Below are 25429 nucleotides of genomic sequence, written 5' to 3' on the forward strand. Positions count from 1 at the left end.
CAATATCAGTTCTTCGGGAAGTCAGGCAGCGACTGCTCTCTGGTACTCCAAGGACTCGTTTGCGGTCCTGCCCGCTGTCAGGGTAGCGGGGATCTAGGGGCTCTCTGTGAATCTCCAGATTCCGGCAATGCCATTGTCCACTCGGAGGCTGCGCCGCGATGACACAGGTGGACGCCAGCGGCGTGTGGGACCCAGACCCCAAGGGTGAGCCCGGACCCCGCAGGTCCACAGGGTGCCTAAGGCATCCAAGGCATCGCGGGTAGGCAAGGTCAACGGCGCGTGACCTGTGATGCAAATGAGACACTGGTGTCGATGTTCTGCCTAAGTGGCGGTGCGCCTGATGGTGCCAAGTGCGGCACGTCGCCCGGCGTGGGCTTGTGTCTCCAGCTCTAAGAAGTGTACGGCCCAGCATCGTGAGCCGGCAGCGGCGTTCTATACTCACATCAGCCGCAGCAGATAACCTTACCTCAAGCTAATTTTGCTCGCGTTTGACGGCCATTGTCCTATGATTTCCGAATCAGAAACGCGCTGCCATTGCGTCCCCTCTTTTGAGATTAGGATCAATGCAAAAGCTGCACCCCACGCCAACCTGCACACGCTTTCAAATCACCATCGAGATGCCGTGCTTGAAATGCGGCAAAGATATGAGGTTGAGCCTCATAGAACCTTGCAGTGGTCAGAACCTCGAGAGGCTTACCTACAGGTGTGCTGCATGCGATTGCGACGAAAGATTTTTGATGGCCAAATCGGACGCCTCAGTTACGGCGCGCCAGTAAGCGACAGACGGGCATCCGTTCTCTCAGCCGTCCACAATGCAGTGTGAGCCGAGCAGCAGTAGGAAGGGCCGGGCGCGCGAGCTTGATCAGCAGCCCGCAAGAACCAAAGAACACCAATGCCTCCGCCGCATTCAGGCGACATCTGCAGCGCTGGCCCAAGGGCCGAAAGTCAATTTCAGCCAGCCGCCGAGGTGGCCACGCGCTCCTGCAGTGATGCAATGGTCGCAGAAAGGTTATCACGTCGCGCGACTAAGGTTCGAGCTAGAATCGAGTATGCGGCGTCGCGGCGATCCTTGCAGCGCGTGCGTTTCTCCTCCGCCCCAATGTCATAATCAAGCAATCGCACACGATCACCAAGGCTGACTACGAGCGTCTCGATTTGCTCAGGCACTATCGACCTTGTCTCACAATGGTACTGGCGCTTCACGTCGGTCCTCCTAATTGTCCAGCTTTGAAACAAGTTCCGAACCAGAGGTCCGGGCACTGGTGACAAGAAGCAAGGCCGGTGCCAACGACCAAGGCCCCGAGTGGCATAGGTTGCTTCTGCAGGGCTCACCCACACCCCGATAGCCGAGCAGGGCACCTAAGGACTCCAAGGACTCGTTTGCGCTCCTTCCCCCTGTCAAGGTAGCGGGCGATCTAGGGGCTCTCAGTGACTCTCCAGAGTCCATTAAACGGCATCCTCCATCCGGTCGTTCGGTGTTTGATCACTCTAGGCGTCTTGGAGTACCCAGGCACTCCCAAGCTTCACGCGTTCTGCCGCTCCGCTCAACTTGACTTGATCAGCACGACAACGGCGCGTCACAAGCATCGACTAGACAGCTGGGGAACCCAAAGGACCCCAATATGCCGCACACCGCACCAGCATTCGCACTCGACTTCGTCGACACCATGCGTTGGGCCTGGACGCTGCGTCTGACCGCGTCCCGATGATCTCACGTACGCCTGCGACCAAAGCGAAGATGGCTCAACGTATCGTCAGGTCGGCGCACGAAGGCATCACGGACGCACATCAGCTAGTGGCGGCGGCTGTGGCCGAAGGCATGGTGCCCGCGCTCTAGGTTTTCGCAGCAAGGTTCGCTTCGGCCCGCAGGGGTCCATAGGTGCCTCAGTGGCAGAAACCGGTTGAATAGCGGACGTCGTGCGGACATCGAGTGACGGTAGCGATTGACCCAAACCGGTCATTTTCATAGACAGGCTGTTTCGTCTGGGGGATTATGGAGCGCTACGCGAACTGGGGCGCCGCCCATGGACGTCAGAGGTTGGCTGCGGAGGCTTGGCCTAGAACAATATGAGGCGACATTCCGCGCGAATAATGTCGACGAGACAGTCCTGCCGAGTTTGACGGCGGAGGACTTGAAGGACCTGGGTGTCGGATCTGTCGGGCATCGCCGTAAGCTGCTAGACGCCACAGCAGCCTTGCGCGCTGAAGCGAGCGCAACGCCTCTATCCGACGCTCCTCTGGCAACCGACCAATCCGCTAAGGACACCGCTGAGCGCCGCCAGGTCACCGTGATGTTCTCGGACCTTGTCGGTTCGACGGCGCTCTCCGCTCGGATGGACCCGGAGGATCTGCGCGAGGTCATTTCGGCCTATCAGAGGTGCGTTGCAGAGATCGTGCGCCGCTTCGGGGGCTTCGTCGCGAGATACATGGGCGATGGTGCGCTGATTTACTTCGGCTATCCGGCAGCGCATGAAGATGACGCCGAGCGTGCCGTTCGGTCCGGCCTCGACCTGATCGATGCGGTGGCCACGCTGCCGGCTCCTGAGCCCCTCCAAGTGCGGATAGGGGTTGCCACCGGGATGGTGGTGGTCGGGGATCTAGTGAGGTCCGGCGAAGGGCAAGAGCACGATATTGTCGGCGAGACACCAAACGTCGCCGCCCGCCTACAAGCCATCGCCGAGCCCAACACAGTCGTCATAGCCGAGGCCACGCGCAAGCTTCTCGGCAATCTCTTCGAGCTGCGGGACCTTGGATCCAAGGAGCTCAAGGGGATCGCTGGTCCGGTGCCAGTTTTCGCGGTGCTGCGGTCAAGTTCTGTCGCGAGCCGCTTTGAGGCGATGCATCCCGACGGCATGACTGCGCTCGTCGGACGAGAAGAAGAACTTGAACTGCTCATGCGGCGCTGGGCGAGAGCCAAGACTGGCGAAGGTCAGGTCGTGCTGCTGTCCGGCGAGGCCGGCATAGGCAAATCCAGGCTCTCCGCCGCGCTCATAGCGGACATCGCGGCCGAACCACACACGCGTTTGCGTTATTTCTGCTCGCCACAGCACACCGATAGCGCCCTTTATCCGATCATTGGGCAGTTCGAACGTGCCGCCGGATTTGCGCACGGCGACACGTCCCAAACCAAGCTCGACAAGCTCGATGCGCTGCTGGCGCAGACCTCGACGTCCAGGCAGGATGCGGCGGTCCTCGCCGAGATGTTGTCGCTTCCCAACGACGGACGCTACCCCGCTCTGGACCTTGCTCCTGAACAACGCCGGCAGAAAACCCTGCAAGCACTTGGCGCGCAATTGGCTACCCTGATGCGTGCCAAGCCGGTGCTGATGATCCTGGAGGATGCACACTGGGCCGACCCCACGAGCCTGGAAGCGTTCGGTCGCACGGTGGACGAGATCGCCGACCTTCGCGTGCTGTTGACTGTGACGTTCCGTCCGGAATTCGAAGCGCCCTGGGTAGGACAATCTCGCGTCACAGCTCTCGCCCTCAACCGGCTGGGACATAAGGACGTCGGCAGCCTGATCGATCGAGTCGTCGGCAACAAGCCGCTGCCGGCGGGCATCAGAAAGGACATTATCGAACGCTCCGACGGCATCCCCTTGTTCGTGGAAGAGATGACAAAGGCGGTGCTAGAGGCCGGGGGCGAGCTGGAAGCAATGCAGATTGTCGCCGCGATTCCCTCTCCGGCTCTGGCAGTCCCCGCGAGCTTGCATGCTTCCCTGATGGCGCGGCTCGACCGGCTCGGCACGGCCAAGGAGGTGGCACAGATCGGGGCAGCGATCGGTCGTGAGTTCTCTCAGGCGCTGTTGGCCGCGGTGGCCCGCAAGCCAGAAGCCGAACTGGCCTCGTCCCTGGACCGTCTGATCCGGGCCGGTTTGCTGTTCTGCAAGGGCGTGCCGCCGCATGCGACCTATTTGTTCAAGCATGCCTTGGTGCAAGAAGCAGCCTATGGCACCTTGCTGCGCCAGCCGAGGCGCGCGCTCCACGCCCGGATCGCAGACACGCTCGAAAACCAGTTTGCCGACATCGCCGAGGGCCAGCCCGAAGTGCTGGCGCGGCATTGCACGGAGGCCGGGCTGATCGACAAGGCCGCGGCCCTGTGGGGCAAAGCGGGATTGCGGTCTCAGGCGCGTTCGGCTCTGATGGAGGCCGCAGAGCAACTCACCCGTGCACTTGACCAGATTGGTACCCTGCCGAGCACGCCAGACCTTCGCCGTGAGCAGATGAAGTTTCAAATGGCCCTCGCGAACGCGCTCATGCACGCCAAGGGCTTTGCGGCGCCCGAAACCAAAGCATCGCTTGATAACGCGCGCACGTTGATTGAGCGAGCAGAGGCGCTTGGCGATTCTCTCGAAAACTCGCTGGCATTATTCTCAGTTCTGTATGGTTATTGGGTCGCTAGTTATGTGGGATTTGACGGTGATGTGATGCGCAGTCTTGCGGCGCAATTCCTAGCCGCAGCCGAAAAGAGCGGAACGACGGTTCCCCTTATGATCGGGCATCGCGTCATGGGGGTTTCCCTATTGTTCACGGGCAGCATAACAAGAGCGCGTGCGCATTTCGATCGGGCCCTTGCCCTGTACAACCCCGAGGAACATGGTCAGCTGGCACATCTATTCGGCCAAGACCCCAGAAACACCACCCTGTTTTACAGAGCGTACACATTATGGGTCCTCGGTTATCCCGACGTGGCGATGGCGGACACCAACCAAGCGCTTAGGTATGCCCGCGAGATCGGGCAACCTGCTGGCTTGATGCATGCGCATAATCACGCAGCTCTGGTATATTTGTTTTGCGGAAAGTATGTGGAGGGAAATGCTCTTATCGACGAAGCTCTCGCTTTAGCCGACGAGAAAGGCGCCGCCTTCTGGAAAAATCACGCAACAGCGCATCAAGGTTGCATATTTGCGCTGACCGGCAAGCCAGCCGATGCAGTACAGACACTCACCTCAGCAATCGACTGGCGGCAATCCACTGGATCAAAAAATTGGCACCCATGGAATTTGACGCATTTAACGCGAGCTTACGCTGAACTTTGTCAATTCGACGAGGCTCGGCGTTGCGGCGATGAAGCGATTGCGATGGTAGAGGCAACGAAGGAAACGTTGTGGGAAGCTGAAGTTTACCGAGTGGCGGGCGAAACCGTGCTGGCGTCGCCACATTTGGATGAAGCCAAAGCGGCAAGCTATTTCGAGCGGGCGCTCGCAATCGCGCGCGACCAACAGGCGAAGTCCTGGGAACTGCGCGCGTCCATGAGCATGGCGCGGCTGTGGCGCGATCAAGGGAAGCGGGATGAAGCCCGAGAACTTCTCGCTCCGGTCTACGGCTGGTTCACCGAGGGCTTTGACACGTTGGACTTGAAGCAGGCCAAGGCTTTACTCGACGAGCTAGCGTGATGAGGGGGCTCAGCATGCAAGATCGCCAAGCCGGCGGATCGGATCAAGCTGATCTTTGGAAAGTTCAATCCTGTCTGGCAGCATTGCCACTTCTTCCCTGCGGAACTTCAGCGTCCGGCCACGGGAATGCCAACGCCGCACCAGCAATCATTGCCCTGGGCGGCGTTTCCCGTTTGGAACGCGATCAAGCCACGTTTCGTTGAGTTACGGGTGAACTCATAGACGCAGTTCCGGGAACGCCGTTCGCGCTACGTGATGCTGGTCAACAAGGATACCGAAAGCGTTGTGTCGGCAATCGCAGCGATTGCCGAACGAACTTTACCGATCGCTGACCTGGGACAGAGGCAAAGAGCTTGCCGATCACCAGCGCCTGACATTGGCCACCCAGGTCGAGGTCTACTTTATGATCCTCGGTCTCCCTGCCAGCGCGGGTCAAACGAAAACAGCAATAGATTGCTGCGCCAGTATCTTCCGCGTGGCACCGATCTGTCCCTGCATAGCCAGGCCAAGCTCAGTGCTATCGCAAGGCAACTCAATGAAAGGCCGAGAAAGACCTTGCCCTATCAGTGCCGGCTGAGACTTCGCAGAATGTGTTGCAGCGATCGGTTGAACTCGCCGTCAAACTTTTCGATATACGCAGGCCAGGCCCCCGTTTCAAATCAACCACCTGAAATGGCGTATGCCGAAAAACGACTACAACGACCCAGAGCTGACCTTCCCGAGGTTGGAGGCCCGAAGCCATCCGGGAATTGCCTGATCGCCTCGAGCGAGACGCCGACCAGCGGGATGTCGCGCCAGGAAAACTTCGTCTTGAGCACGCGATCGTCCGGCAGCACCCGGATATGCGGGATGCTGAAATCCAGGATGATATGCTCGCGCCGCAGGTTGATGATTTCGGACGGCCGCGCGCCGGTGTTGATCATCACCAAAAACGCCGCTCGCTCCTCGGCGTTCATGGCATCGAGCGCGCCAGGCGGTTGACGATCCACCAGGCGAGAACCGCGGCCGCGGCCGCGAGCTATCGCCCTCGAGCCGCAGACCGGCAAACACACGATCGAGCTTTAGGCGATGCCGCCGCGACACCGCCGAGAGCATGCCCGTGATGTGCGTCAGGTTGCGGTTGGCGGTATTGGCAAAAATCACAATGGCGTTCGGGCGACGTCGCAGACTGCCTCGATCAGCAGCCGGACTACCTGTGCCTCCCAGTCGATCTTTCCCGCTGGCTCTTGCCAATATTGAGATATCACATAGGCCGCATGCCGAGCTTTTACGCCCAGACCTACGACGGTGCACGCGGGAGCGGCCATGATTGCACGTTCAATGGGGTAAAGACGCGCCAAGATTGCCTCTACGCGTTTCGCTTGGGCCTCTTTGATCGAGACGTCTTCAGTACCACACCTTGCACTGTCCGACACGGCTAACAGCTGATCTGCCTCCTGGGCAGCAATTAACTGGGAAACGAGGTCGTCGAGCTCTGCTTCGAGGGCGAGGAGAGCTCCCTCTTCGCCTATTGCCGCCGTTGTCGAGCGACCTAAGGCTTCTACGCCGTTGGCTGATCGATCATTGCTCATGGCTTGCACCTCCGGTTCCAGCTTCAGTGGACAGCATCTTTTCGGCTTTAAAGCCGTGGGTCAATAGGCCTCCGACAGATTGGCTGGAGCATGGACCTCCGCCATCGATTCGCGACCAATCTGCGCCGCATCCGGCACAACCGGGGTATTTCCCAGGAGGATTTGGCATATGAGGCTGGTGTCGATCGTGCCTACGTCAGCAGGATCGAGCGCGCCGTAACTTATGTCGGCTTGGAAATCATCGGGAAGTTTGCCGACGTGTTGAAGGTCGACCCAGTTGAGTTTTTTGCGGCTCCGAGCCGAACGCATCGGAAAACTTAATACTCCCAGACGTACTTGATGCGATTGGCGCTCCTTAGGGGAAGTAAGCGTCGGGCTCGCCGCAAGGCGACAGTCACCCGGGCGCCGATCCTAGTGGAAGCGAAGTCGAACACACGCTGTCCCTCGACTTCGTCTACGATCAGTTCGCCAATGGACGACGCTTCCGCGGCCTCAACATCGTCGACGATGTCACCAAGGAATGCCTCGGTACCGTTCCGGACACGTAGATCTCCGGACGGCGAGTTGGCTCCGGACCTGACGACTATCGTCGAGCGGCGCGGCATCGACGGCACCGAGTTCACCTGCAATGCCATGCTGGACGCCAGCATCAACTGGCACTTCCGGGCAAGCCGATCCAGAATGCCTTCGTCGAGAGCTTCAACGGTTGTATGCGAGATGAACTACTCAACGAGACCCCTGTTCTTCGATCTCGACGACACCAGGACAAAGATTGCGGTGTGGGTTGCCGACTATAACGGCGATCGCCCGCACTCATCGCTGAAATACCTCACCCCGGCAGCCTACGCTGCCACATTCACCGCAACGGGCGATCGGCTGCGCAACCCTGACCAGCTCCACCGATCGCCCGCTGCTCCACCTGCGCCACTCGGCGTACAAAATCCCGAGACTCTAACCGCCACTGGATGACAATTCAGTGGCAGGTCACTCGGGATCGACCGTCAGCAGCACTTCTCAAAACGTTTTATAGACAATGACTGGCGGAGGCTGGTTGAGCAGTACAGTAAAGACAAGTGAAACCAAGCCAAAGGCGGTTGCGTACACCACGCGTGCATATCGACTGGTAACCGCTGGTTCGCCGGAAATTTTTATTTCAAGCATTGCGGCACGAAGCCATTCCCATGCAGTCAGTGTAGCCGTAGCCAACAGCCAGATCGATAACCAGACACCAAGCCACTGCGCGGCGCTCAAGGCCGTAACAATCATGCCGATCTGTTGCCAATGGGCCCAGAACCAGAACAGTGAGAGAGCAAACCAGGTGAAAGTCAACCCGCGGCCAAACGCAGTGTAAATGAAATTGCTCGACAGTTTCTTGTAGCCATTACGGCCCATGGCGCTGGTCAGCCCGATTTGCCAGAGCTTGTTGATCGCAACGCCCGCTCCCTGCAGCACACCGAATACAACGAACTCCGATGTTCGCCCGTGCCAGACTCCAATCAGGAAGAACGTCACGAAGAAGCATAAAACGCCGAGAAACGGTTGCACGGTCAACGACGAAACCCGGCGCATAAGCGCCAACAGCAGCGGGTTGAATACGTACGTCTTAAGCCAAGTCGAGAGCGTGATATGCCATCGATTCCAGAAATCTAGAAATGAAGAAGCTGAGAAAGGACGGTCGAAGTTCTCTGGAAGGCGAATTCGCATGAGTCGCGCGATGGCCACCACAATGTCGATGTATCCGGAGAAGTTCAGATACAGAAAGAACGGATACACGACGGCCAGAAGAAGCGCCGACAGAAATTTTTGAGAGGACGACAGCGAATGCTGCAGATCCTGCAGCGCTCCCTCTTGGGCCGACAAGAGGAGCATTGCCAAAACGTTGACCTTGAAGAAGCCGCGTACGATACGCTCCAGTTGCAGGCCTACGATGCGGGGACCCAGCATGAGCGGCTGAGCGGCAAACTGGTCCTGCGCAAACTCGTTGTATCGCTGAATAGGACCCGAGATCAGCGTTGTAAAATTGAGGGTGTAGAGCAGATAGGCTTCGGGCTCGATAGACTGGTTTCCACCGCCGTCCGCCATTTCGATGAGCAAATGCAGCACCCGAAAAAAGATGTAGGAGAGCCCTATGGTAAAATAAGGAGAGCTAATAAAAATTCCTTCGGGCAGAACCGTATATTTTTTCAGCCATGCGTACGCAAAGATGACTGCGCAAAGAGTCCAGACGAGGGACTTGGACCAGCCTTCGCGGATAAGATAAAGTCCCGCGTAACCCAATAACAAAAAGCCTGCGAGGGGAATGAATGCGGTTGGATGATGGTCGAGCAGGGCCAAAAAAATAAGGCTGGCCGTCATCAAGACGGCAGATCGCCAGACTGAAGATCGGCTGAAATTCGAGATCGCTGCTGCCGCCAGGCCGAACAGCACAAACTGGACCGATGCTGTATCCAAGATTATCTGACCCGCCCCGACGCGCCGTCTGATTGCGCGAAGGCTCTGAGTTCGGAAACGGCGCCGCCGGTCAGTTCCTTTGCTATGAACTGCGTTAAGATCCTGTGACCGTCGGCATCGGGGTGGCCATCGACAGGATAGAAGTACCTCTCCGGGTTAGGCGTTGCGCGAAACTGGGGGAGAATGTCAATGTAGGTCGCTCCGTGTCTCGCGGTGATGGACGCGAGTTCTCTGTCCAGCTTAAACGGATCATAGCCCGCCGGCCACTCAGCCATTGATATCATGGCAGCCTGAGCGCGCGTTGGCACCATGACAACAGCCATCGGCACGCCAGCGGCTTTGGCTTTCTTACCGATTTCTGCGACGTAACCCTCAAACAAACCCAACCGCCCTTCCCACTCCTGACTGAGTTCTGCCTTCAACGCACTTGGGCCTGAATCCCAAGCCCCTTCGCTTCCATTGGGAATGGCCAAGTATGACCGGATCAATTCGCCTTGGCTCTTTTGTTTTTGCAGGAAATATCCCAGCATCTTTAGGCTCGCGGCAAGCGGATTGCCGCCAATCTTGTCCTTGATCGCATTTTTGAGCGAGGAAACTACGCCAGGTTGGGACGAGGTACTGACCTGTAAATCCTCTGCGTGCGAAAAGCCTGCCAGTTTAACGTCGATCGATGACACGATCCAAAGGACTAGGTTGGGACGAGTTGCCAAAACATCGTTGAAACGTAGGGCCGTATTGCGCGGAAACCCGAATGCCATGCCGTGGTTGTAAAGCTCGATTTGCCGCCCGACCCGGCGTGAAAGTTCTTCAGGTAGGGAGGTCGCGAGGGTCTGCTCAATTGGCACCCGGTTTCCCATCGCAATCGAAGAGCCAATCAGCGCGATCCTATACGCTCCCGGCGTCCTTGACCCGCACGGTTTGTCATTGCGGTATCCTGCGCAGTCGAACTTGTATTCCACCATCTGAGTTTCAGGGATTTTTTCCAAACATACCGCGTTTGGTATTCCTCGAACCCCGGTGGCGGCGTCATTCAGAACGAGGCAGCTGTCGAGGCTCGTCGTCGACACGCCAAAGGAGCGCCGAGCGAGTGTTTCAGTGAAGCCGACAATGACCGCGATCGTCAAAAGGCTGAGCGCTGGCAGGAGAAACCAGTCGCGCCGCGACAATTTCTCTTCCAAAATTGGAGGATCGCCGGTAATTGAGTTCGTCATACGAGCGAATGTCTCTCGAGCGAGAAGCCGTGCGAGACGACTTTCATCGGGACACTCCCAACGCTCTCTTCATTGACCATGAATTCCCAGCGTGTTAGCCCGGAAGCTTCCTCGTCAACCTTCGTGAAGCCCAGCTTGGCGTAGTGATCGGCAACCAGCTTGTTGCGATCAGTCGGCTTGTAAGTACCGGTTAGTTTCCGAACGCGGGCTGCGCGAGCGTGATCCAGAATCTCGCGCAAAACCATGTGCTCTACTTTGCGCCCGAGGACACGACAGCTCATCAGCCACGTATCGATCTCCCATACGTTGGCTTCCACTGTCCTGCAGATGACGACACTTATCATGCCGTTATCGCCAAATATATCTGCCAAGCGGACCTGCAAGGTGAACACCTGTGGGTCGTTCTCTGCAGCAGTCACTTCCGGTTCGGTGTAGCGGCCCGTTGTCAGGTTGTACTGATTGGTCTTGTTGATGAGCTGAACAATGCGGGCCCGTCCGGTTGCGTCAAAAGGTTGGAATGTGATGGTCATCTCCAACGATGCCAAGTATGCGTCTAGTCCGCCAACCTGCTTTTGCAGGCTCGCACGCTTGGCGTTGTCTTGGTAGAAGCCCGCGCGCTGGAGATCCTCGTTGGCAAAGGTGGTAGAATCGAAATAGCCGGCTGCGCTGAGCGTCCTCGCATAGTATGCGACCTCATCCGGCAATTCCGGTACAGCCACTTGCGGAAGCAGCCTGCGAACTAGACCCCGCTCCACCGGATTGTCGTCGACGAATACCACGGAGTCCAGGCCAAGCGACAACTCCTCGGCTATGGCTTGGATATTTGTCGCCTTGTCGTTCCAGTTGGCCTGGAATACGGCGATATGGTCCAGCTTCAGCAACATCTCGGGATGCTGGTCAAAAGGGCTGCGCGCCACCTCATCAGTGTTCTTGGACGAAACGGCAAGCACAATGCCTCGTTGGCGTAATTCCAAGGCCAGCCGCTGAACTGCCAGGTGGGATTCGCCAGTGGCATCGCCTTGGGCAAGCTTGATGCCTTCCAAGCCATCGTCGCCGATCACACCGCCCCAAACCGTATTGTCCAAGTCAAGAACAAGGACTTTTCGACTTTTTCCTCGAAGTGCAGCGATGATTCGGGCCACATGATCGGCGTAAAGCGGAATGAATTCGTCAGAAAACGGCAGCTTCGCCATATTCCACAATTTTGTATCGTGCCAGTTGCCCAAGCCCACGGTTTCGGCCAGCCCAGCAATGTCTAGCAGCACATCGCCATTTTCGACAGCTGTGTCGGCCAGTTCTCGATTGATGTTGTCGATCAGATTTCTTAGCGTTCCCGATACCGCGCGATCCAGGCTTCCAAAGAGTGTTTCCGCCGGACGCGCCAATGTTTGAAAAACGCAAACGGCATTCGAGTTGGTCCTGATACCGTCGCGCAGCATCTGGAAGTAAGCAATCGTGGCCTCGACGGTGGAGGAAGCCGCCTCCGTGTCCGCCAAAGAGAGTTTCAACGGCAATGCACGGTAGTCGAGCGCTAGAAGGACTGCGTCCGGCTTCGAACTGTTAACCTTGGATTCCGGCGTGAGGGCCTCTTGTGCGACCTGGTCGTATAGCGGCTGGACGACCTCAAGAGCTATGCCATGACGTGCAGCACTTGCCACCAGCGCAGGCACGATCAAGTCGATCGTTGAATTACTCAGCATGGCGAGCCGAAACGGCACAAGAGGATCCAGAGAGTTGCCACCAGCGCGCAACTTGCCGATGGTGCTGGCAAGAGCTGTCAACTGGTTTAAGTTCAAGCCCTGCAACGCAAGAGACTGCAGTTCGCGTCCGGGATGACCATTCGAGTTTTCCAGAGCTTTGAGCTTCTGACGAAAGTCCGGCAATGGCCTGGGGAGCCATTGCAGTTCCGAATAAAGTGAGTTCATCGGCACCAACGCAGCCCTTCAGTTCGCAAGCCTACACACAATCGGTCCAGCGTGCGTGGCCCACCTCACGTGCGCGCTTTGATGAGTGTCACCATATCGCTTACATCCTTGAGACCGCCAATTTCCGACGTGGAGAATTTGATTTTGAAAGCCTTCTCGACAGTAAGCATCAGGCGGATGTGGGTCAGACTATCCCAACCGTCCACATCGTTGGCGGACAATTCCGGCGTCACCGAGATCGAATCATCATCAAAAATATCTCGAAATATTTCAGTCAGCCGTTCATAAATCTGCGCTTCATTCACCGTGCACCGCCTCTCCCAATTGCCAGCGAGAGCCGACCGACGACAAATAAAGCCGTACTCGTGCAGTAGTTAAGAGCAACATCAATCTAGTCCACTGTAAGGCAATCCTGGAACAATTGGCCTCAAAATGCCAGCACTTCCGCGCACCGTCCTTAATCAATATGCTTACCAGATCTTGTTTAAATACTTCAGTATCAGCATAATTATACGTTTCCGAGCGGTCAAGACTTCGGGCAAAACCTCCGGCTAGTTGAACTGCGGGCCAGATCACTTCGTCCTCAGGAAGGACGCCAGGAAATACGTCAACGGCTCTAGATCGATAATAACCGAATGATTTGCCGAACTCTCCGTGTGTCAAGTTTTCGACGACCGGTGGACCCTAATTCATGTCGCCATGGAAATGTCCGATAGCTCAAAGGAATTGATTTTGAATGCGCTGGCTTAGAATTTCATTCCTTGTCTTGCTCTCAGCCTTGGCCGGAGCCTTAGTCGCGAAAGTTGATTCATGGCGAAAGCTTCGCGATCCATTGAAAGGCCCATTGTGTTCTGATCTACCCTGCCCCCACTACACGGCTCGCTTGGCTGCCATCGAAAGCGTCATCGCCCAGCAGTCTGGCGGTCCCACTTATTTGGCCATTGGCGACAGCATCACTGAATTCGCAGAGCTGGAGCCCATTTGCGGTCGGAAGCCGGTGAACGCGGGCATCGGATGGGCCACCTCGGAGACTTTCCAAACACATGGTCTACGTCTTGCAGCGTTGCTCAAACCCGACTTCATTGTCGTCGCGCTGGGCACTAACGATGCTACTCGCAATAAGGCGGACTTTCGCCAGCATATGGCATCGTTATTGGTGTCTTTGAAAGACTATCGTGTCGTAATTGTTCCTATTCCGGGCGGCCCCGGCGTCCCAAAGGCGGCCGAATACAACGCCATTTTAATGCAGCACAGTCCTCTCGCTCAGCCGCTTGTATCATTCAAATCGACCGATGATGGCGTGCATCTGGCGCCATCGGCCTACCCACCGTGGAAGCACAACCTTAGGGCTGCGGTCGAGCGGTTGGTTTGTCCGGCCTAGGACCGATCGACATTCATTGCATCCAGATTATTGCGGCAGCGAGATGGATGAAGCCGGTAAAGTTGGCGGCTTGCCTGTCGTAACGGGTTGCCAAGCGTAGGAAGTGTTCGAGTTGGCAGAAGCAGCGCTCGATACGGTTGCGCTGTTTGTAAGCGTCGGCGTCGTGCGGAATGATGATCCTGCGGGTGCGGTTTAACGGGATCACCGCCGTTGCGCCGATTTCCGCGATGATCGCACGCAGGGCGTTGCTGTCATAGGCTTTGTCGGCGAGCACGGCATCGCCGCTCTGGTCATTCAGCAGGGCGGGCGCCTGGGTGATGTCATTGACCTGCCCAGCCGTGACGATAAAGCGGAGCGGACGGCCGAGGGCATCGGCCAGCATGTGGATCTTGGTAGTCAGTCCGCCTCGGGAACGCCCCAGCGCCTGATCTTTGGCCCCCCTTTTCCGCTCGCCGCCTGCTGGTGGGCGCGAATGATGGTGCTGTCGATCATCAGGTAATGGTTGTCGCGATCGGCGGTCAGAGCAGCGATTACGCGCTCCCAGACGCCAGCATGGCACCAGCGACTGAAGCGCTGGTGCACCGTTTTCCACTTGCCGCACCGCTCTGGCAGATCGCTCCAGTGGCCCCCGACCGCAAAACCCACAGACATCCGTTGACGAACAGACGATTATCCGCAGCCGTACGTCCCGGGTCGCGAGCTTTCCCCGGCAGCAGTGGCGAGATCCTCGCCCATTGCACCTCGGTTAGCTCATATCGCTTCGCCGCCATCATCTGCTCCGTGTCGAATCACGGAACTCTATGAATCAGCGATCAAGCCACTTGGGAATCCTGAATGTCGATCGGTCCTAGGGAAAAGTTATGGCAAGCGCTTGAGATCGTTCTGGCCAAAAAGTACGTCATTCAAGCAGGTAATTGATACTTAGCGGACTTCCGCTCAGCGGCAGAGATTTCTCCATCAATAGCCACCAAAGCTTTCGCCTCACTCTTTACTAACAAAGCATACATGAGCCGTGCGAAGCCGCGCCTTTTGTATCGCCCAAGCTACGCGAGGTTTTCGGTGAGCTCAGAATAGGCCTCGGGCTTTGCCTCTGGAGATTGGTCAAGGCTGTGTTGAGGCGCGCTGCTACAAGTTTCCAGGTCGCCATACCGCAGTTCACTGATGGCCGCGGAACGGCCAAACCCCAAATTCCTTGGAAGCGTTGAATGTCTCTCCATATTCCCTACGGCAATGCGCGCCGGTTCGGAATGTCCGCTGCAAGAGCGAGCTCTTCAACGCCCGATACGATAGCATCGAAGTTCGGACCAGGCTTAGTGATCCTGCTGTGTTCGACGATATACTTCAATTCGACGAGTTGTCCCCGACTAGATCGGGCTGCCAGTTCGGCATATAGCTTGGCAAACTTGGCCGAAAATTCGTTGTTTGATGTGACAACATGAAGCGGCACTGCAGACGGTAGCGCAGCCGCAAGCGTTTGCATCCACGATTCCTCCAATGCGTACCATTCCTGCGCCACCGCCCAGGAATGCGGCCGGCGAACCAAAATCGCTTCCAAGCGCCGCTCTACAGGGGATGCAGGGCCTCGCCAGTTTCTTAAACGCTCCGTGAGGCGCATATATCCCAATGAACTGGCCAGCAGGTCGCGAAGAACGCTCCGTACAATTACGCGTCTGGGGCCGTGGAGCCACGGCATCGCTTGCCGGCTTTCGGGAATTGTCGGTTCGAGCAGATACATCGCCGCCACTCTTTCAGGATAACGGCTCGCGAAAACACGCGCGATCGGTCCCGAGGCGGAGTAAGCAACAAGCACCACGGGAGTTTCCACCTTTAGTACATGTAATAGCGCGGCCAGTTCTTCGGCCTGTTCCTCCGCGTTGTGCGCCGTGGAGTTTTCGCTGAACCCGTACCCGGCCCGATCATAGGCGAGCGTCGGCACTTTCGCTGACAGTGCTCGCTGCAAATCATCGACCTGTTCAATACCGCTGCTGATCCCGGGTAGAATTACGACCTGAGCCGCATGGCTTTCGGTTCCGGCCAGCCAGTATCGGATACGTGCGCGCCCCACCGTGGCGAACGTTTGCCCTGCCATCAACAACGCGGCATCGCGCGCCTCCAGTACAAACTCCGCCACCCCAGAGCAGGCTATGAAAATACCGACGGCTCCGAAAGTGTACAACGCCCAGCTTGTCCAGGGCCGCCCGATGATTTGCATGGTTCCTTCCGTTGATTGGGGGTCAGGTGATTAATCTATTGCAGGGAGCGGTAACATGATCAAGCGAAGGCTATCAGTTGCTCAAGCACGCACAGACGAGCGAGTATGTGAGATTGGTTCAGTTTCGCTTCTTAGGCGCCTTGCCAAATGATACCGAGCCCAACTTGTATTGCACACCTAGCTCAGGAGTTGGTTGCTCTAGCCCGTAACGGTCGGTATGATCCGTTTCTGACCAGCGTCGAGCCGCGGGGGACGTCGAATATTCTTGCCCTACTTTCGGCTCGCACGATTTCCTCATTGGCGCATTTGAGGATTTCCGCCAAGAACTCTTACAACGGCCTTAAAACAGGCAGAGCGTGATGCTGTCTGCAGAGAGCGTACATACCTTCCAAATTTCCAAACAGCGAATCGTTCCTTGCCAAAAACTACCGTACTGTTTTCGGCATCGAAGCAAAGATCATTGGTGCGGGCGGGGTCGTGGGAGGGTGTGACTGTGATTTATGAAAAACCGTCGATAAAGAGCGAAGTTGTCGGCCATGTTATGCTCCATGCCGGATTCACACCTCCCCGGCGTCGCCAGTCCACTCAGCGGGCTTGGCGCCGGCACGGGCTGTAGTTTCAATCAATGAGGGAAAGCCGGGCTAACCCGGAAAAACAAGGTCTCGAGGAACGGACAGCATGTGACGTCACTCAGCCCCTCATTCGTCTTACATCTCCGGCCCCCAATCACTTAAGCCGGTTTCCATCGAAACGCCTAAAAGCACCTTCTTGATGAAGGGAACGTGAAGCGATGTCACTTGTTGACTCACCGATGTAGGGGATCTCGATCCGCAAGAGTTGATCGTTCTTTTTCGAAACTCCCTGCAGACGCGTCCTTGTCCAGCCATCCCCATCCGCAACGACTCTTCCTCGTTCGATAGCAATCGTATTATGGCACGTTTTATCGCTAGCACGTCGGTGGAATCAACAACAATGCCGGTCGGCTGATCGGTCACCGCGTCAACCAGCCAGCCTGGTTGCCCGCCACGCTCGGTTCGCGACAAGCCGTCACTTCGAGGTAGACGATATCGAAACCCTCTCGACTTCTTGTTTCCGGATCGTACGTAGACATCGCATAACGCAAAAATCGCCAGAAGATCTTCCGCTTTTACGTAATTGATTACGGTCAACCGGTCGGAGACACCGAGATCAGACGCAATTGCTCCTGGTCTGCCGGAATCGCCTTTTCCGACGATGAGGTAGTGAACGTCCGGGACCGCAGCGACAATGGCAGGAAGAGCTCGCACCACCACGCCGTGGCCCCTTCCATTTTTGCAAGCGCGCGAGCGTCAAAACAATTTTTTCCCCATCAGGTTAAAACGCGAGCAGAGTGCGTCAACCTCTTTAATGGGGACGCCAAGGTATGGAACAGGATCGATGCCCGGTGAAATTGTCCGGGCGTGATGCGAGACATACCGAACCGGGCCGCCTCGGAACACCAGCCTTCACCACATGATGGAGCTGCAGGTTCATCTCCATCAGGGCCTTCTGCATATGCTGGATGTGGGCTTCGGCAAATTCCGCAAGCCGTTCCCACTGGCGCACGCGCAGGGTTGTAATCTCGGCATCAGGTCGGAAGCTGCCACGTAACAGGCCATAGGAATGAAGCTGGCGCAACCAGGCAGCGTCACCTACATCCGTTTTGCGCCCGGGCACATTCTTGGCGTACCGTGCATTGACCAGAATAACATTAAAGCCGCGCTGCTCCAGGATCTCGTAGATCGGGATCCAATACACCCCGGTCGATTCCATCGCAACACTGGTCACGCCGCATGCCTTAAACCAGTTCGCCAGATCATGGAGGTCTGATGTGAACGTGCCGAACATCTCACCGGCATGTCAGCGCGGCCGGGTTCACCGCAGCCGTGTCCGTAAACGACCGACGTTGACGTGCTTCCATCCAACACCTCCTGGCTCCTTACGCCTACTACAGGTGTCCATCAATTCGGAGGAGGTTCACATCTTGGTTTCGTCGGAGTGCAGCCTTGTTGCGTCTGCAGACCTTTCCCCTGCAACGCGCTCAACGTGTCCGGGGCGATGCCCCTTGCCGACGCAGCGTAGCAACGCATCCTCGATCCGCGAGAGCTGATCGCTTTTTCGGAACTCCCTGCAGATGCGTTCCCGTCCCGCTATCCCCATACGTCGTGACTCTTCCTCGTTAGACAATAATCGTATGACGGCACGCTCGATCGCGAGAACGTCGGTGGGATCAACAACAATGCCGGTCTGCTGATCAACCACCGCATCAGCGCAGCCCCCCTGGTTACCTGCCACACTCGGTTTGCCACACGCCGCCGCTTCGAGGTAGACAATACCGAAGCCCTCGACTTCTCGCGTCTCCGGATCATACCGGCTTGCCATTACGTAGACATCGCATAGTGCAAAAAGCGCCGGAAGACTTTCCGTCGGAACATAGTCGATGACGGTCAAGCGGTCGTAGACGCCAAGGTCGGACGCAATTGCTTCCAGTCTGGCGGTATCGCCTTTGCCGACGATGAGGTAGTGAACATCCGGGACCGACGCGGCGATGGTAGGAAGCGCTCGCACCACCATGTCGTGGCCTTTTCGAACCTGCAAGCGCGCGAGCGTTAGCAGAATCTTCTTTCCAACCAAGTTGAAGCGAGTGCGGAGTGCGTCCACCTCTTCTGTGGAGACGGCAAGGTATGGCGCAGGATCGATGCCAGGTGAGATTGTTAAAATGCGATCGCGAGGCACACCGAACCAAGCCGCTTCACTAGCGGTAAAGGAGCTGTTGCACATTACGACGCGTGCCGCCTGGAGCGCGCTCGACAACGCGCTGCGCCGTTGAGCGGCACGTGCAGCAATGAGGTCTTCGCCATGAGTGTATACCGCATACGGCACACGCGTCACCGAACAAATAGCACGCGCTAGAATGGCCGTGGGTGAGGCAAATCCGCAAAGTACGATATCGAATTTTCGCAACGCACAGAGTGTTAACATGCGGATCGTCATCACTATCGAAGACCAGCCCTTCACCTCGAATCGCGGCGACCTAATACGATGGATACGATAGGTCTGGGCATCGTCAAACTCTTTCGAATCTCCGAATTGCGGCAAGTCCAACGTAACTACTTCAACGTGATGTCCGCTAGCAAGCAGATGCTCGACAATGTCTTGCAGTAGCCTAGCGCTACCACTGACTAAGGGGCTGTACAAAGGGGTCGCGAGTAAGATTTTCATGACCTGTATATCTCGCAAAGAACCTATCCGATCAGAAAGCAAAAAGACGGCGTGCTTTGCAACAGCCCTGGCATAAATTGCATTCGGTGTTTCGGATCAGGCGGCATTTCGAAGTTCGGCACGAACTCATAAAGGGGGATGTGCTCCGCGACGCTGCCAAAATGGGAATGAGTAAGTCAATCAAGGCGTCACACGCTAGGAGTGCACACTGGGCGATTTTAGACAAGATGTGCTTAGCGTCATTTGCTCTACCCGCTCGAGGTGGCTGCGACCGGCGTAGTGTCTTATTCGCGCTGGGGTCACTCCATTAGGAGGAATGCTATTCCAAGATGGGTCTATGATCTTGATTCCCGTTTCATACGGGCTGGGTCGCACCTTTACCACGTTAAGCTCTTTAGACACTTTGAATCCTAAAAGATCAAGCATCGCGGCCTGTTCCCAAAATATATGAAATATAAACGCAGTTCGGCTCCAAATGTCATCGAGGAACCGTTTGCTTTGTGCGCATTGAAGAATTAGGAAAACACCAGCATTAATGTGGCCGTAGCTCTCTGTGATATAAAGCCACTTATCGGCCTCGATCTCCTCTGCGATGTCAACGGAATCATCAATTATGACCGCGTCAGAATCGATCCAAAATACTGCATCGTAGTCCGCGAAGAGTTCACGAATTAACCGAATCTTTTCCCACGATGGCGGTCTAGGAAGATCAGCGTAACGACTAACGGTATTATTGCCCATTCTGACTATCTTGCGGACAATTCGATCAACCAAGTGGCGCTCGTCAATGCCGAAAAGCCCGAGAATGCGGTCGGGCCACGGTGCGGGAATGGTGGATTTGGATATTAGCACCAGATCGTAACCATGCTTGGCTGCGTATGCCTCGAAGCACGGTCTAGCGATCTCAAGTAACTCTTGGTGCGATGCTATGCCGATCGAACAGAGAACCTTGCGCATAAACCCCTGCTCCAATTAAACACGCAACTCAACTTGCGATCCCGGAATAACCACTAACTATACTTATGCTCGAAATCTAGTCAAAGATCATACTCCGTTATATTTGGATGAGGGGCAGGCACAAGAGTCCTTGGGTGCGGCCGATGGCTGAGAGGACGTCGTTGGCGGCATCGCCTTGACCTGCCACTGAATTGTCATCCAGCGGCGGTTAGAGTCTCGGGGTTTTGTACGCCGAGTGGCGCGGGTGGAGCAACGGGCGATCGGCAGAGCTGGTCGGGGTTGCGCAGCCGATCCCGCGTTGCGGGGAATGTGGCAGCATAGGCCGCCGGGGTGAGGTATTTCAGCGATGAGTGCGGGCGGTCGCCGTTGTAGTCGGCAACCCAGACCGCGATCTTTGTCCTGGCGTCGTGCCGCTCCGACAGGCCCATCTCGGCCTCCAGATGCGCCACCGCGGCGCGTTTGGCGGCAGGCCCTACCATTTTTTTGAAAGAAGCTCGCGAAGTGCTGCCGCATCGAGCATCTGCTCGGCCAAAAGCTTCTTCAGCTTCGCGTTCTCCTCCTCCAGCACCTTCAACCGCTTGGCCTCGGAGACATCCATGCCGCCGAATTTGGCCTTCCAATGGTAGATCGTCGCCTCGGAGACCCCGTGCTTGCGAGCCAGGTCGGCCGTCTTGGCTCCGGCCTCATGCTCCTTCAACACACCGATAATCTGCTCTTCCGTGAACCTTGCTCGCTTCATCTGTCCGTCCTTCTCAGGACCGGACTCTAACTCCTGCTGGAGGAAATACTCAGTGCCCGGTCAGGGGTACAAGTTTTCATTTACGTTCGCTGGTCTAGCGTTCCTTTGGCTGAAGAGCTTTAACAACAAAGATCGCTAGCGCGCTGCCACGAAAGGGATTGGACTTGCGCCGCCGGGCCATGACCAAGCATCGATTTCAGCGTTGGAAACCGGCTGATCATTTGGACACTTTGTCCAGCATAATTCGCAATAGGCGATCGGTTCCAAGTCAAGAAGCACCTTGTTATGCGGGACGTCGTAGCAGGTAGGCCGATTCGGCTCCCAACGATAGCAATCAGGTGATCAGGGCATGGCGGGAAGCGATCGTGCCCAGCGTCTAGGGTTTGAGGGAGCGCCCAACAGAGGCTTGAAAGTCCATGTAATCAGGCCCGATCAATTATCGGACTACTGATGTTTTGCTGCCGCGAGGGAACCCGCAACCCGTCCTAACTTGTCTATACCCAAGCACGAAGGGTATTCCTCAACACAACTCATTGTGTCCCTGCTATCCTCCCTGGTCACAGATCTGGATGAGATGCAGAATAATCTGAAGAGACGGACTTTTAGGACGAATTATGAGTGCGGATAAACTTGAGGCGGTGCGCGAGGCTCTTGCGGACGTATTCGACGAGTCAAACCTGGATGCGACCAACACCGAAACTTCGGACGCTGCCTTCGATCACAAAACTCTTTCGGAGGCGTTCAGCGAGCCCCACCTGAATGCGGGCAATACAGAGCAATCTTTCGAGCACGCAGCACTTGCGGGAATGTTCGGCGAACCATCTACCGAAAAACCACCGCCAGCCAGCTTTGATCAATCATTTGCGGAAATATTGAGTGAGCGTCCTCCGCATGCGCGCGACATACACCAGCCGCGACCGGGCTTCGATCACCAAGGGTTCGCGGAGATATTGAGCGAACCTCCTCCGGTTTCGACCAACACAAAACCATCGCAACCTAGCTTCGACCATAAAGCCCTTGCGGAGATGCTGACCGATTCGCGTGCTGATCCGATGAATCCGCCAACCTCGCCCCTCAGCTTCCATATGGAGTCTTCGTCTGCAACTTTTTCTGGTCAAATGGAGCATGAGGAGCCGGTGGCAAAAGCGTTTACAGCTTCCCCTCCTACCAACGCGGAAGGTGCGCGGCCGCCGAGAGCAAAGTCGTTATTGGCTAAATTGCATCACATGTTTTCGACCAAAGAAGAACCGCTACCCTCTCATGTTGAGAAGGATACGTTGCCCCCATCGCTCTCTGGTCAACAGCACACGCAAGAGCCGATCACAAAAGCCATTTCAACTTTCGCGGAGGATGCGGTTCCGCAACCGGCAGACTCACGGATGGCAGAACTGTCGCCTCTCAATTCGAACCGGAGCCAGTATCACCACCCCTCGCAAGTCGGTCAGGCAATGCGAGAGCCACGGAAGACGTTGTGGCCACCTTTTCAACCGTTAACGCAAGTACGTGGTCGCCGCTGACAGCACTACCTCCCCTGATTTCGAAAGTTGCAGAATTACCGCCTCTTTTGGAGACGGAGCCCTCGCAACCAATCCTCCCTAGGCAGTCCGACTTCACGGCCGCTCCAACCGACGCGGAGAGTGCGGAGGCGCGGCATGCGAATTCGTTCCCGGTCGAACTGCCCCCCTTGAATCTGATCGACGGCAAAATTGGTCGTCTTATCCGGCGAGAGACATCGGACGCCCCGCTCACAGGACAGCCAGACCATCTAGAATCGGCAGTAGAACTCGCTGCTGCCCCACCAACCGACACCGAACCGGTGCGGCCCCAACAGGCAGAACCATATTTGGAAGTACCTCTCCTGATTTCGACAGATATCGAGCCCTCTCTTCCTAACTTTCAGCGGGAGTCATCGCCGCCAACCGTTTCAGGCCGTTCGGAAAGCACGGCATCCACGGCGAGCACCGTTACACCTTTTCCTCCGACCGACGCGGAGAGTGCGCCGCGGCAAAGATTAAGTTGGTTGTTGGCTGAATTAGCTCCCATGGTCTCCGCTAATCCAAAACCGCCGCTCGCGACGTCCGAGAAGGAGCGGTCAACCTCCTTCACGCAGTTGAATTTGGAACCGGTGGAGAAAGCTGCTTCGGTCGCTCCGCTGACTGCCTCACAGAGTGCGGTGATGACGCCGCCGCAAGCAAAGCGGGTGCCAGATGATATCCTCCCGCTGCATTCGACCGATACCGAACCGCAGCTTTTTATTTTTGAGTATGAATCCTCGTCGATATTTAACTCTAGCCAGCCAGACCGTGCGGAGCCCGCAGAAAAAATCGTTGCAGCTGCCGCTCGATCGGAAGCAGAAGATGCGCGGACGAAACAGGGCGGGTCCATCTTGGCGGATCTACCCCATTCTCGCACCGTCTTCGAGAGGAAGTCGTCACCCGGAATCTTCCCTGGGGAAGGAGACAAGATAGCCCCCGCGGAGAAAACCGCCCCAGCCACCCCTCCGCCTCACGCTACGGCACAGCAGACATCGCCGCTCACTGACCTACCTGCCCTGGCTTCAACCGATACCAAATCTTCTTTTCCTGGCTTCGAGCAATTGTTGCTGTCCTCTTCGCTCTCTGGTCAGCCAGACAGTGTGGGGCCGCCGGTACATCCCGTTGGGGCTGCAGGTGCGACCGAGGCGGAGAGTCCTCGGCCGCAGCCTATAAGCTCGTTGCTGACCGCGCTTCGTGTGCTGACCGGAAAGCCGTCGGCTCCTCGTCTTGAAGAAGGAGCCGCTCGCTCAACTCTTGCTAATCAGCCAGACAATGCTGGGAAGTCGGTCGGAACTATTGGCCGTCCGACCGACGCGGAATGTGCGATGGCGCCGCAGACAAAATCGCTGCTGACCGAAATGCCTGCCCTGGTTTCCACCGTTGTAAAATCGCCGGCCCCGATCTTCCAAACGGAGCCCTCGCGCCCGCGCAATTCCGATCAACCAGTCGATGCACCGCCGACGGCAAAAGCCGTTGCAGTTGACCCTCCAACCGATACGGAAAGTGCGGTGACACGGGCTCAACATGCGAAGTCGTTACTGGCCGAACTGGACCTGAACACCGCGATCCATCTTAGATGGGTGATGCGCGACATCAGAAGTAAGCGAACGAAATTCTCACCCGTTAGCGCCAATGACCTAACAACGCTGGTGGATTTAGGCCTCGTTGAAATACGAGAAGAACTACCGCGGCTTACGGGTTTAGGCTTTCTCGCATTGGACTAAGCTTAGTGCCAGCTTAACGTCATCCCGCGATTGCTGGCTGGGGTATTGAAATATCGAAATAATTTGGCTTCGTTCTGCCAAACACCTGAGAGCATCAGGGTATTAAAATACCTCCGTCAAGCGGCTGCTTCTCTGGAGGTGGATGCCGCAAGTCATCTAATGAACGAAGGTATTGCCGTATTTTTTTTTGCTCATCGCGAGCAGAGCACGCCTGCGCCGTGAAAACGCGCGGCGCTCGTACTGTTCTAACTGCACGAGGGTCTGCGCGCACGAAACAGGCCGCCAAGCTGAGGCGGCCTTACTCTTCGCCCAACGCCCAACCATTACCGCCGTCGCTGCTCAGCGTTTTCGGCCAGCTTGATCCAGTCGGCGGTAAGTCGGAGCCAAGCCTCCTTATCAGGCACCGTCTTGGCGTTAGCTGCCAGCGTGCGGCACTCCTCCGCTTCTTGGCGGAATCTCTCGGCATGGGTCACGGTGGCGGCCCTTACGTCCCGATCAAGTCAGCTTCGCGCGCCTCTGCTTCGACCTCATCGGCCAAGCGGTAAAGAAAGAGAGCCACCTTGGAATCCTGCGCTTCGGATGCCGCGCGACGGCATTCGATGATCCGTTCTTGAATTTTGGTCAGAAGTTCCAGGTTGTCGTCCATCGAGCAAAAGTAAATCAGGCCACTCCCAAAATCAAACTAGGCCACTGAGCCCAGTACCGATTTGTGTCCACTACGTGAACGGGCTTAGGGAAGGCCCCCCGGTGAGTCCGGTCGCGGCGGGCGCTGTCTGTGCGTCACCACCCGGGGCCATCAAATGCGCCATCCTATGCCGCGTGGCGATGACGCGGTGCCGACAGCTTCTTGGGCGGGATGCTGGTCACGCTGATTTTGGATTTGGTGTCTGTGACGCGGGAGCAACCGGGGCAGACGAAAACATGCACGATGGTCGTCGCGTCTACCAGCGTTGAGCGCGACCATTTCATTTCGGTGCTGCAGTTCGGACAGATCGGCGGCTCTAATTGGTCTAAGGATTTTCTGAGCTTGTCCACGATGATCCGCCGTTTTTTGAGTGACGTCCATCCAGTTTAGAGCCGTTCGCAA

General features: G+C 56.7%; 19 protein-coding genes and 5 pseudogenes. 8 read left to right on the forward strand and 16 right to left on the reverse strand.

Annotated elements, in window-relative coordinates; all coding sequences use genetic code 11:
• Positions 1-2024 precede the first annotated feature (2024 nt).
• Together ACPPVP_RS33670 and ACPPVP_RS33675 are read left to right on the forward strand one after the other, a co-directional pair.
• Complete coding sequence (locus ACPPVP_RS33670; RefSeq protein WP_426527882.1) at positions 2025-5396, forward strand: adenylate/guanylate cyclase domain-containing protein; 3372 nt, start codon at positions 2025-2027, stop codon at positions 5394-5396.
• 234 nt (positions 5397-5630) lie between these two features.
• Positions 5631-6006, forward strand: a pseudogene (locus ACPPVP_RS33675) (IS30 family transposase); the annotation flags it as partial.
• A gap of 49 nt (positions 6007-6055) precedes the next feature.
• On the opposite strand, the gene ACPPVP_RS33680 reads toward ACPPVP_RS33675, so the two are convergent.
• Together ACPPVP_RS33680 and ACPPVP_RS33685 are read right to left on the reverse strand one after the other, a co-directional pair.
• Positions 6056-6352: a hypothetical protein gene (locus ACPPVP_RS33680; RefSeq protein ID WP_426527883.1), complete on the reverse strand. Its 297-nt coding sequence runs from the start codon at positions 6350-6352 to the stop codon at positions 6056-6058.
• Between the two features lie 183 nt (positions 6353-6535).
• A complete protein-coding gene (locus ACPPVP_RS33685; RefSeq protein WP_426527884.1) occupies positions 6536-6967 on the reverse strand; it encodes a hypothetical protein in 432 nt (143 codons plus the stop codon).
• Positions 6968-7057: 90 nt separating this feature from the next.
• Here ACPPVP_RS33685 and ACPPVP_RS33690 point away from each other — a divergent pair, with 90 nt between their 5' ends.
• The gene (locus tag ACPPVP_RS33690; RefSeq protein WP_426527885.1) at positions 7058-7288 is read left to right on the forward strand and encodes a helix-turn-helix domain-containing protein; all 231 of its coding nucleotides are present in this window, start codon (positions 7058-7060) and stop codon (positions 7286-7288) included.
• 45 nt (positions 7289-7333) lie between these two features.
• Positions 7334-7936 (forward strand): annotated as a pseudogene (locus ACPPVP_RS33695) (integrase core domain-containing protein); the annotation flags it as partial.
• A 45-nt stretch (positions 7937-7981) separates the two neighbouring features.
• Here ACPPVP_RS33695 and ACPPVP_RS33700 read toward each other — a convergent pair.
• The 4 genes from ACPPVP_RS33700 to ACPPVP_RS33715 form a co-directional block, all read right to left on the reverse strand.
• On the reverse strand, positions 7982-9418 hold the full coding sequence (locus tag ACPPVP_RS33700) for an MBOAT family O-acyltransferase (RefSeq protein ID WP_426527886.1): 1437 nt from the start codon (positions 9416-9418) through the stop codon (positions 7982-7984).
• 2 nt (positions 9419-9420) lie between these two features.
• A complete protein-coding gene (locus tag ACPPVP_RS33705) occupies positions 9421-10629 on the reverse strand; it encodes a hypothetical protein (protein ID WP_426527887.1) in 1209 nt (402 codons plus the stop codon).
• Positions 10626-12554 (reverse strand): HAD-IIIC family phosphatase, encoded by a 1929-nt coding sequence (locus tag ACPPVP_RS33710; protein WP_426538205.1) that lies wholly within the window; start codon positions 12552-12554, stop codon positions 10626-10628. The genes ACPPVP_RS33705 and ACPPVP_RS33710 overlap by 4 nt, the downstream gene beginning before the upstream one ends.
• A 65-nt stretch (positions 12555-12619) precedes the next feature.
• Complete coding sequence (locus tag ACPPVP_RS33715) at positions 12620-12859, reverse strand: acyl carrier protein (RefSeq protein WP_426527888.1); 240 nt, start codon at positions 12857-12859, stop codon at positions 12620-12622.
• Between the two features lie 578 nt (positions 12860-13437).
• Between ACPPVP_RS33715 and ACPPVP_RS33720 the strand changes: the two genes are divergently transcribed.
• Complete coding sequence (locus ACPPVP_RS33720) at positions 13438-13935, forward strand: SGNH/GDSL hydrolase family protein (protein WP_426527889.1); 498 nt, start codon at positions 13438-13440, stop codon at positions 13933-13935.
• Positions 13936-13948: 13 nt separating this feature from the next.
• Here the strand turns inward: ACPPVP_RS33720 and ACPPVP_RS33725 are convergent.
• The 8 genes and pseudogenes from ACPPVP_RS33725 to ACPPVP_RS33760 form a co-directional block, all read right to left on the reverse strand.
• Positions 13949-14705, reverse strand: a pseudogene (locus tag ACPPVP_RS33725) (IS5 family transposase).
• Between the two features lie 452 nt (positions 14706-15157).
• On the reverse strand, positions 15158-16147 hold the full coding sequence (locus ACPPVP_RS33730; protein WP_426527890.1) for an alpha/beta fold hydrolase: 990 nt from the start codon (positions 16145-16147) through the stop codon (positions 15158-15160).
• Positions 16148-16854: 707 nt separating this feature from the next.
• The gene (locus ACPPVP_RS33735; RefSeq protein ID WP_426527891.1) at positions 16855-17439 is read right to left on the reverse strand and encodes a hypothetical protein; all 585 of its coding nucleotides are present in this window, start codon (positions 17437-17439) and stop codon (positions 16855-16857) included.
• Positions 17440-17632: 193 nt separating this feature from the next.
• A pseudogene (locus ACPPVP_RS33740) lies at positions 17633-18016 on the reverse strand (IS110 family transposase); the annotation flags it as partial.
• Positions 18017-18142: 126 nt separating this feature from the next.
• Entirely contained in the window at positions 18143-19387 is a 1245-nt protein-coding gene (locus tag ACPPVP_RS33745; protein WP_426527892.1) for a glycosyltransferase family 4 protein, read from the reverse strand.
• Between the two features lie 195 nt (positions 19388-19582).
• Entirely contained in the window at positions 19583-20344 is a 762-nt protein-coding gene (locus tag ACPPVP_RS33750) for a hypothetical protein (protein ID WP_426527893.1), read from the reverse strand.
• Between the two features lie 194 nt (positions 20345-20538).
• On the reverse strand, positions 20539-20772 hold the full coding sequence (locus ACPPVP_RS33755) for an integrase core domain-containing protein (RefSeq protein WP_426538207.1): 234 nt from the start codon (positions 20770-20772) through the stop codon (positions 20539-20541).
• A pseudogene (locus tag ACPPVP_RS33760) lies at positions 20755-21083 on the reverse strand (transposase); the annotation flags it as partial. The pseudogene ACPPVP_RS33760 and the gene ACPPVP_RS33755, both read right to left, overlap by 18 nt.
• A 614-nt stretch (positions 21084-21697) precedes the next feature.
• Between ACPPVP_RS33760 and ACPPVP_RS33765 the strand changes: the two are divergent.
• Positions 21698-22600: a hypothetical protein gene (locus tag ACPPVP_RS33765; protein WP_426527894.1), complete on the forward strand. Its 903-nt coding sequence runs from the start codon at positions 21698-21700 to the stop codon at positions 22598-22600.
• Positions 22601-22979: 379 nt separating this feature from the next.
• Here ACPPVP_RS33765 and ACPPVP_RS33770 read toward each other — a convergent pair whose 3' ends face one another.
• Complete coding sequence (locus tag ACPPVP_RS33770) at positions 22980-23468, reverse strand: hypothetical protein (RefSeq protein WP_426527895.1); 489 nt, start codon at positions 23466-23468, stop codon at positions 22980-22982.
• Positions 23469-23943: 475 nt separating this feature from the next.
• Here ACPPVP_RS33770 and ACPPVP_RS33775 point away from each other — a divergent pair, with 475 nt between their 5' ends.
• The gene (locus ACPPVP_RS33775; protein ID WP_426527896.1) at positions 23944-24342 is read left to right on the forward strand and encodes a hypothetical protein; all 399 of its coding nucleotides are present in this window, start codon (positions 23944-23946) and stop codon (positions 24340-24342) included.
• 484 nt (positions 24343-24826) lie between these two features.
• Here the strand turns inward: ACPPVP_RS33775 and ACPPVP_RS33780 are convergent, their stop codons facing one another.
• The gene (locus tag ACPPVP_RS33780) at positions 24827-24988 is read right to left on the reverse strand and encodes a hypothetical protein (RefSeq protein WP_426527897.1); all 162 of its coding nucleotides are present in this window, start codon (positions 24986-24988) and stop codon (positions 24827-24829) included.
• Between the two features lie 201 nt (positions 24989-25189).
• On the opposite strand from ACPPVP_RS33780, the gene ACPPVP_RS33785 reads away from it, so the two are divergent.
• Positions 25190-25417 carry a hypothetical protein gene (locus ACPPVP_RS33785; RefSeq protein ID WP_426527898.1) on the forward strand — a complete coding sequence of 76 codons (228 nt, stop codon included), beginning with the start codon at positions 25190-25192 and terminating at the stop codon, positions 25415-25417.
• Positions 25418-25429 lie beyond the last annotated feature (12 nt).

The organism is Bradyrhizobium sp. McL0615 (assembly GCF_049993905.1).
Taxonomy (GTDB): Bacteria; Pseudomonadota; Alphaproteobacteria; order Rhizobiales; family Xanthobacteraceae; genus Bradyrhizobium.

What these genes read in the sequence shown, in the direction of transcription:
- ACPPVP_RS33670 (WP_426527882.1), top strand. Translation starts at nt 2,025, where the DNA reads ATGGACGTCAGAGGTTGGCTGCGGAGGCTTGGCCTAGAACAATATGAG.
- ACPPVP_RS33680 (WP_426527883.1), bottom strand. Translation starts at nt 6,352, where the DNA reads ATGAACGCCGAGGAGCGAGCGGCGTTTTTGGTGATGATCAACACCGGC.
- ACPPVP_RS33685 (WP_426527884.1), bottom strand. Translation starts at nt 6,967, where the DNA reads ATGAGCAATGATCGATCAGCCAACGGCGTAGAAGCCTTAGGTCGCTCG.
- ACPPVP_RS33690 (WP_426527885.1), top strand. Translation starts at nt 7,058, where the DNA reads ATGGACCTCCGCCATCGATTCGCGACCAATCTGCGCCGCATCCGGCAC.
- ACPPVP_RS33705 (WP_426527887.1), bottom strand. Translation starts at nt 10,629, where the DNA reads ATGACGAACTCAATTACCGGCGATCCTCCAATTTTGGAAGAGAAATTG.
- ACPPVP_RS33710 (WP_426538205.1), bottom strand. Translation starts at nt 12,554, where the DNA reads ATGAACTCACTTTATTCGGAACTGCAATGGCTCCCCAGGCCATTGCCG.
- ACPPVP_RS33730 (WP_426527890.1), bottom strand. Translation starts at nt 16,147, where the DNA reads ATGCAAATCATCGGGCGGCCCTGGACAAGCTGGGCGTTGTACACTTTC.
- ACPPVP_RS33745 (WP_426527892.1), bottom strand. Translation starts at nt 19,387, where the DNA reads ATGAAAATCTTACTCGCGACCCCTTTGTACAGCCCCTTAGTCAGTGGT.
- ACPPVP_RS33750 (WP_426527893.1), bottom strand. Translation starts at nt 20,344, where the DNA reads ATGCGCAAGGTTCTCTGTTCGATCGGCATAGCATCGCACCAAGAGTTA.
- ACPPVP_RS33755 (WP_426538207.1), bottom strand. Translation starts at nt 20,772, where the DNA reads ATGGGCCTGTCGGAGCGGCACGACGCCAGGACAAAGATCGCGGTCTGG.
- ACPPVP_RS33765 (WP_426527894.1), top strand. Translation starts at nt 21,698, where the DNA reads ATGAGTGCGGATAAACTTGAGGCGGTGCGCGAGGCTCTTGCGGACGTA.
- ACPPVP_RS33770 (WP_426527895.1), bottom strand. Translation starts at nt 23,468, where the DNA reads ATGGACCCGCCCTGTTTCGTCCGCGCATCTTCTGCTTCCGATCGAGCG.
- ACPPVP_RS33775 (WP_426527896.1), top strand. Translation starts at nt 23,944, where the DNA reads ATGGCGCCGCAGACAAAATCGCTGCTGACCGAAATGCCTGCCCTGGTT.
- ACPPVP_RS33780 (WP_426527897.1), bottom strand. Translation starts at nt 24,988, where the DNA reads ATGGACGACAACCTGGAACTTCTGACCAAAATTCAAGAACGGATCATC.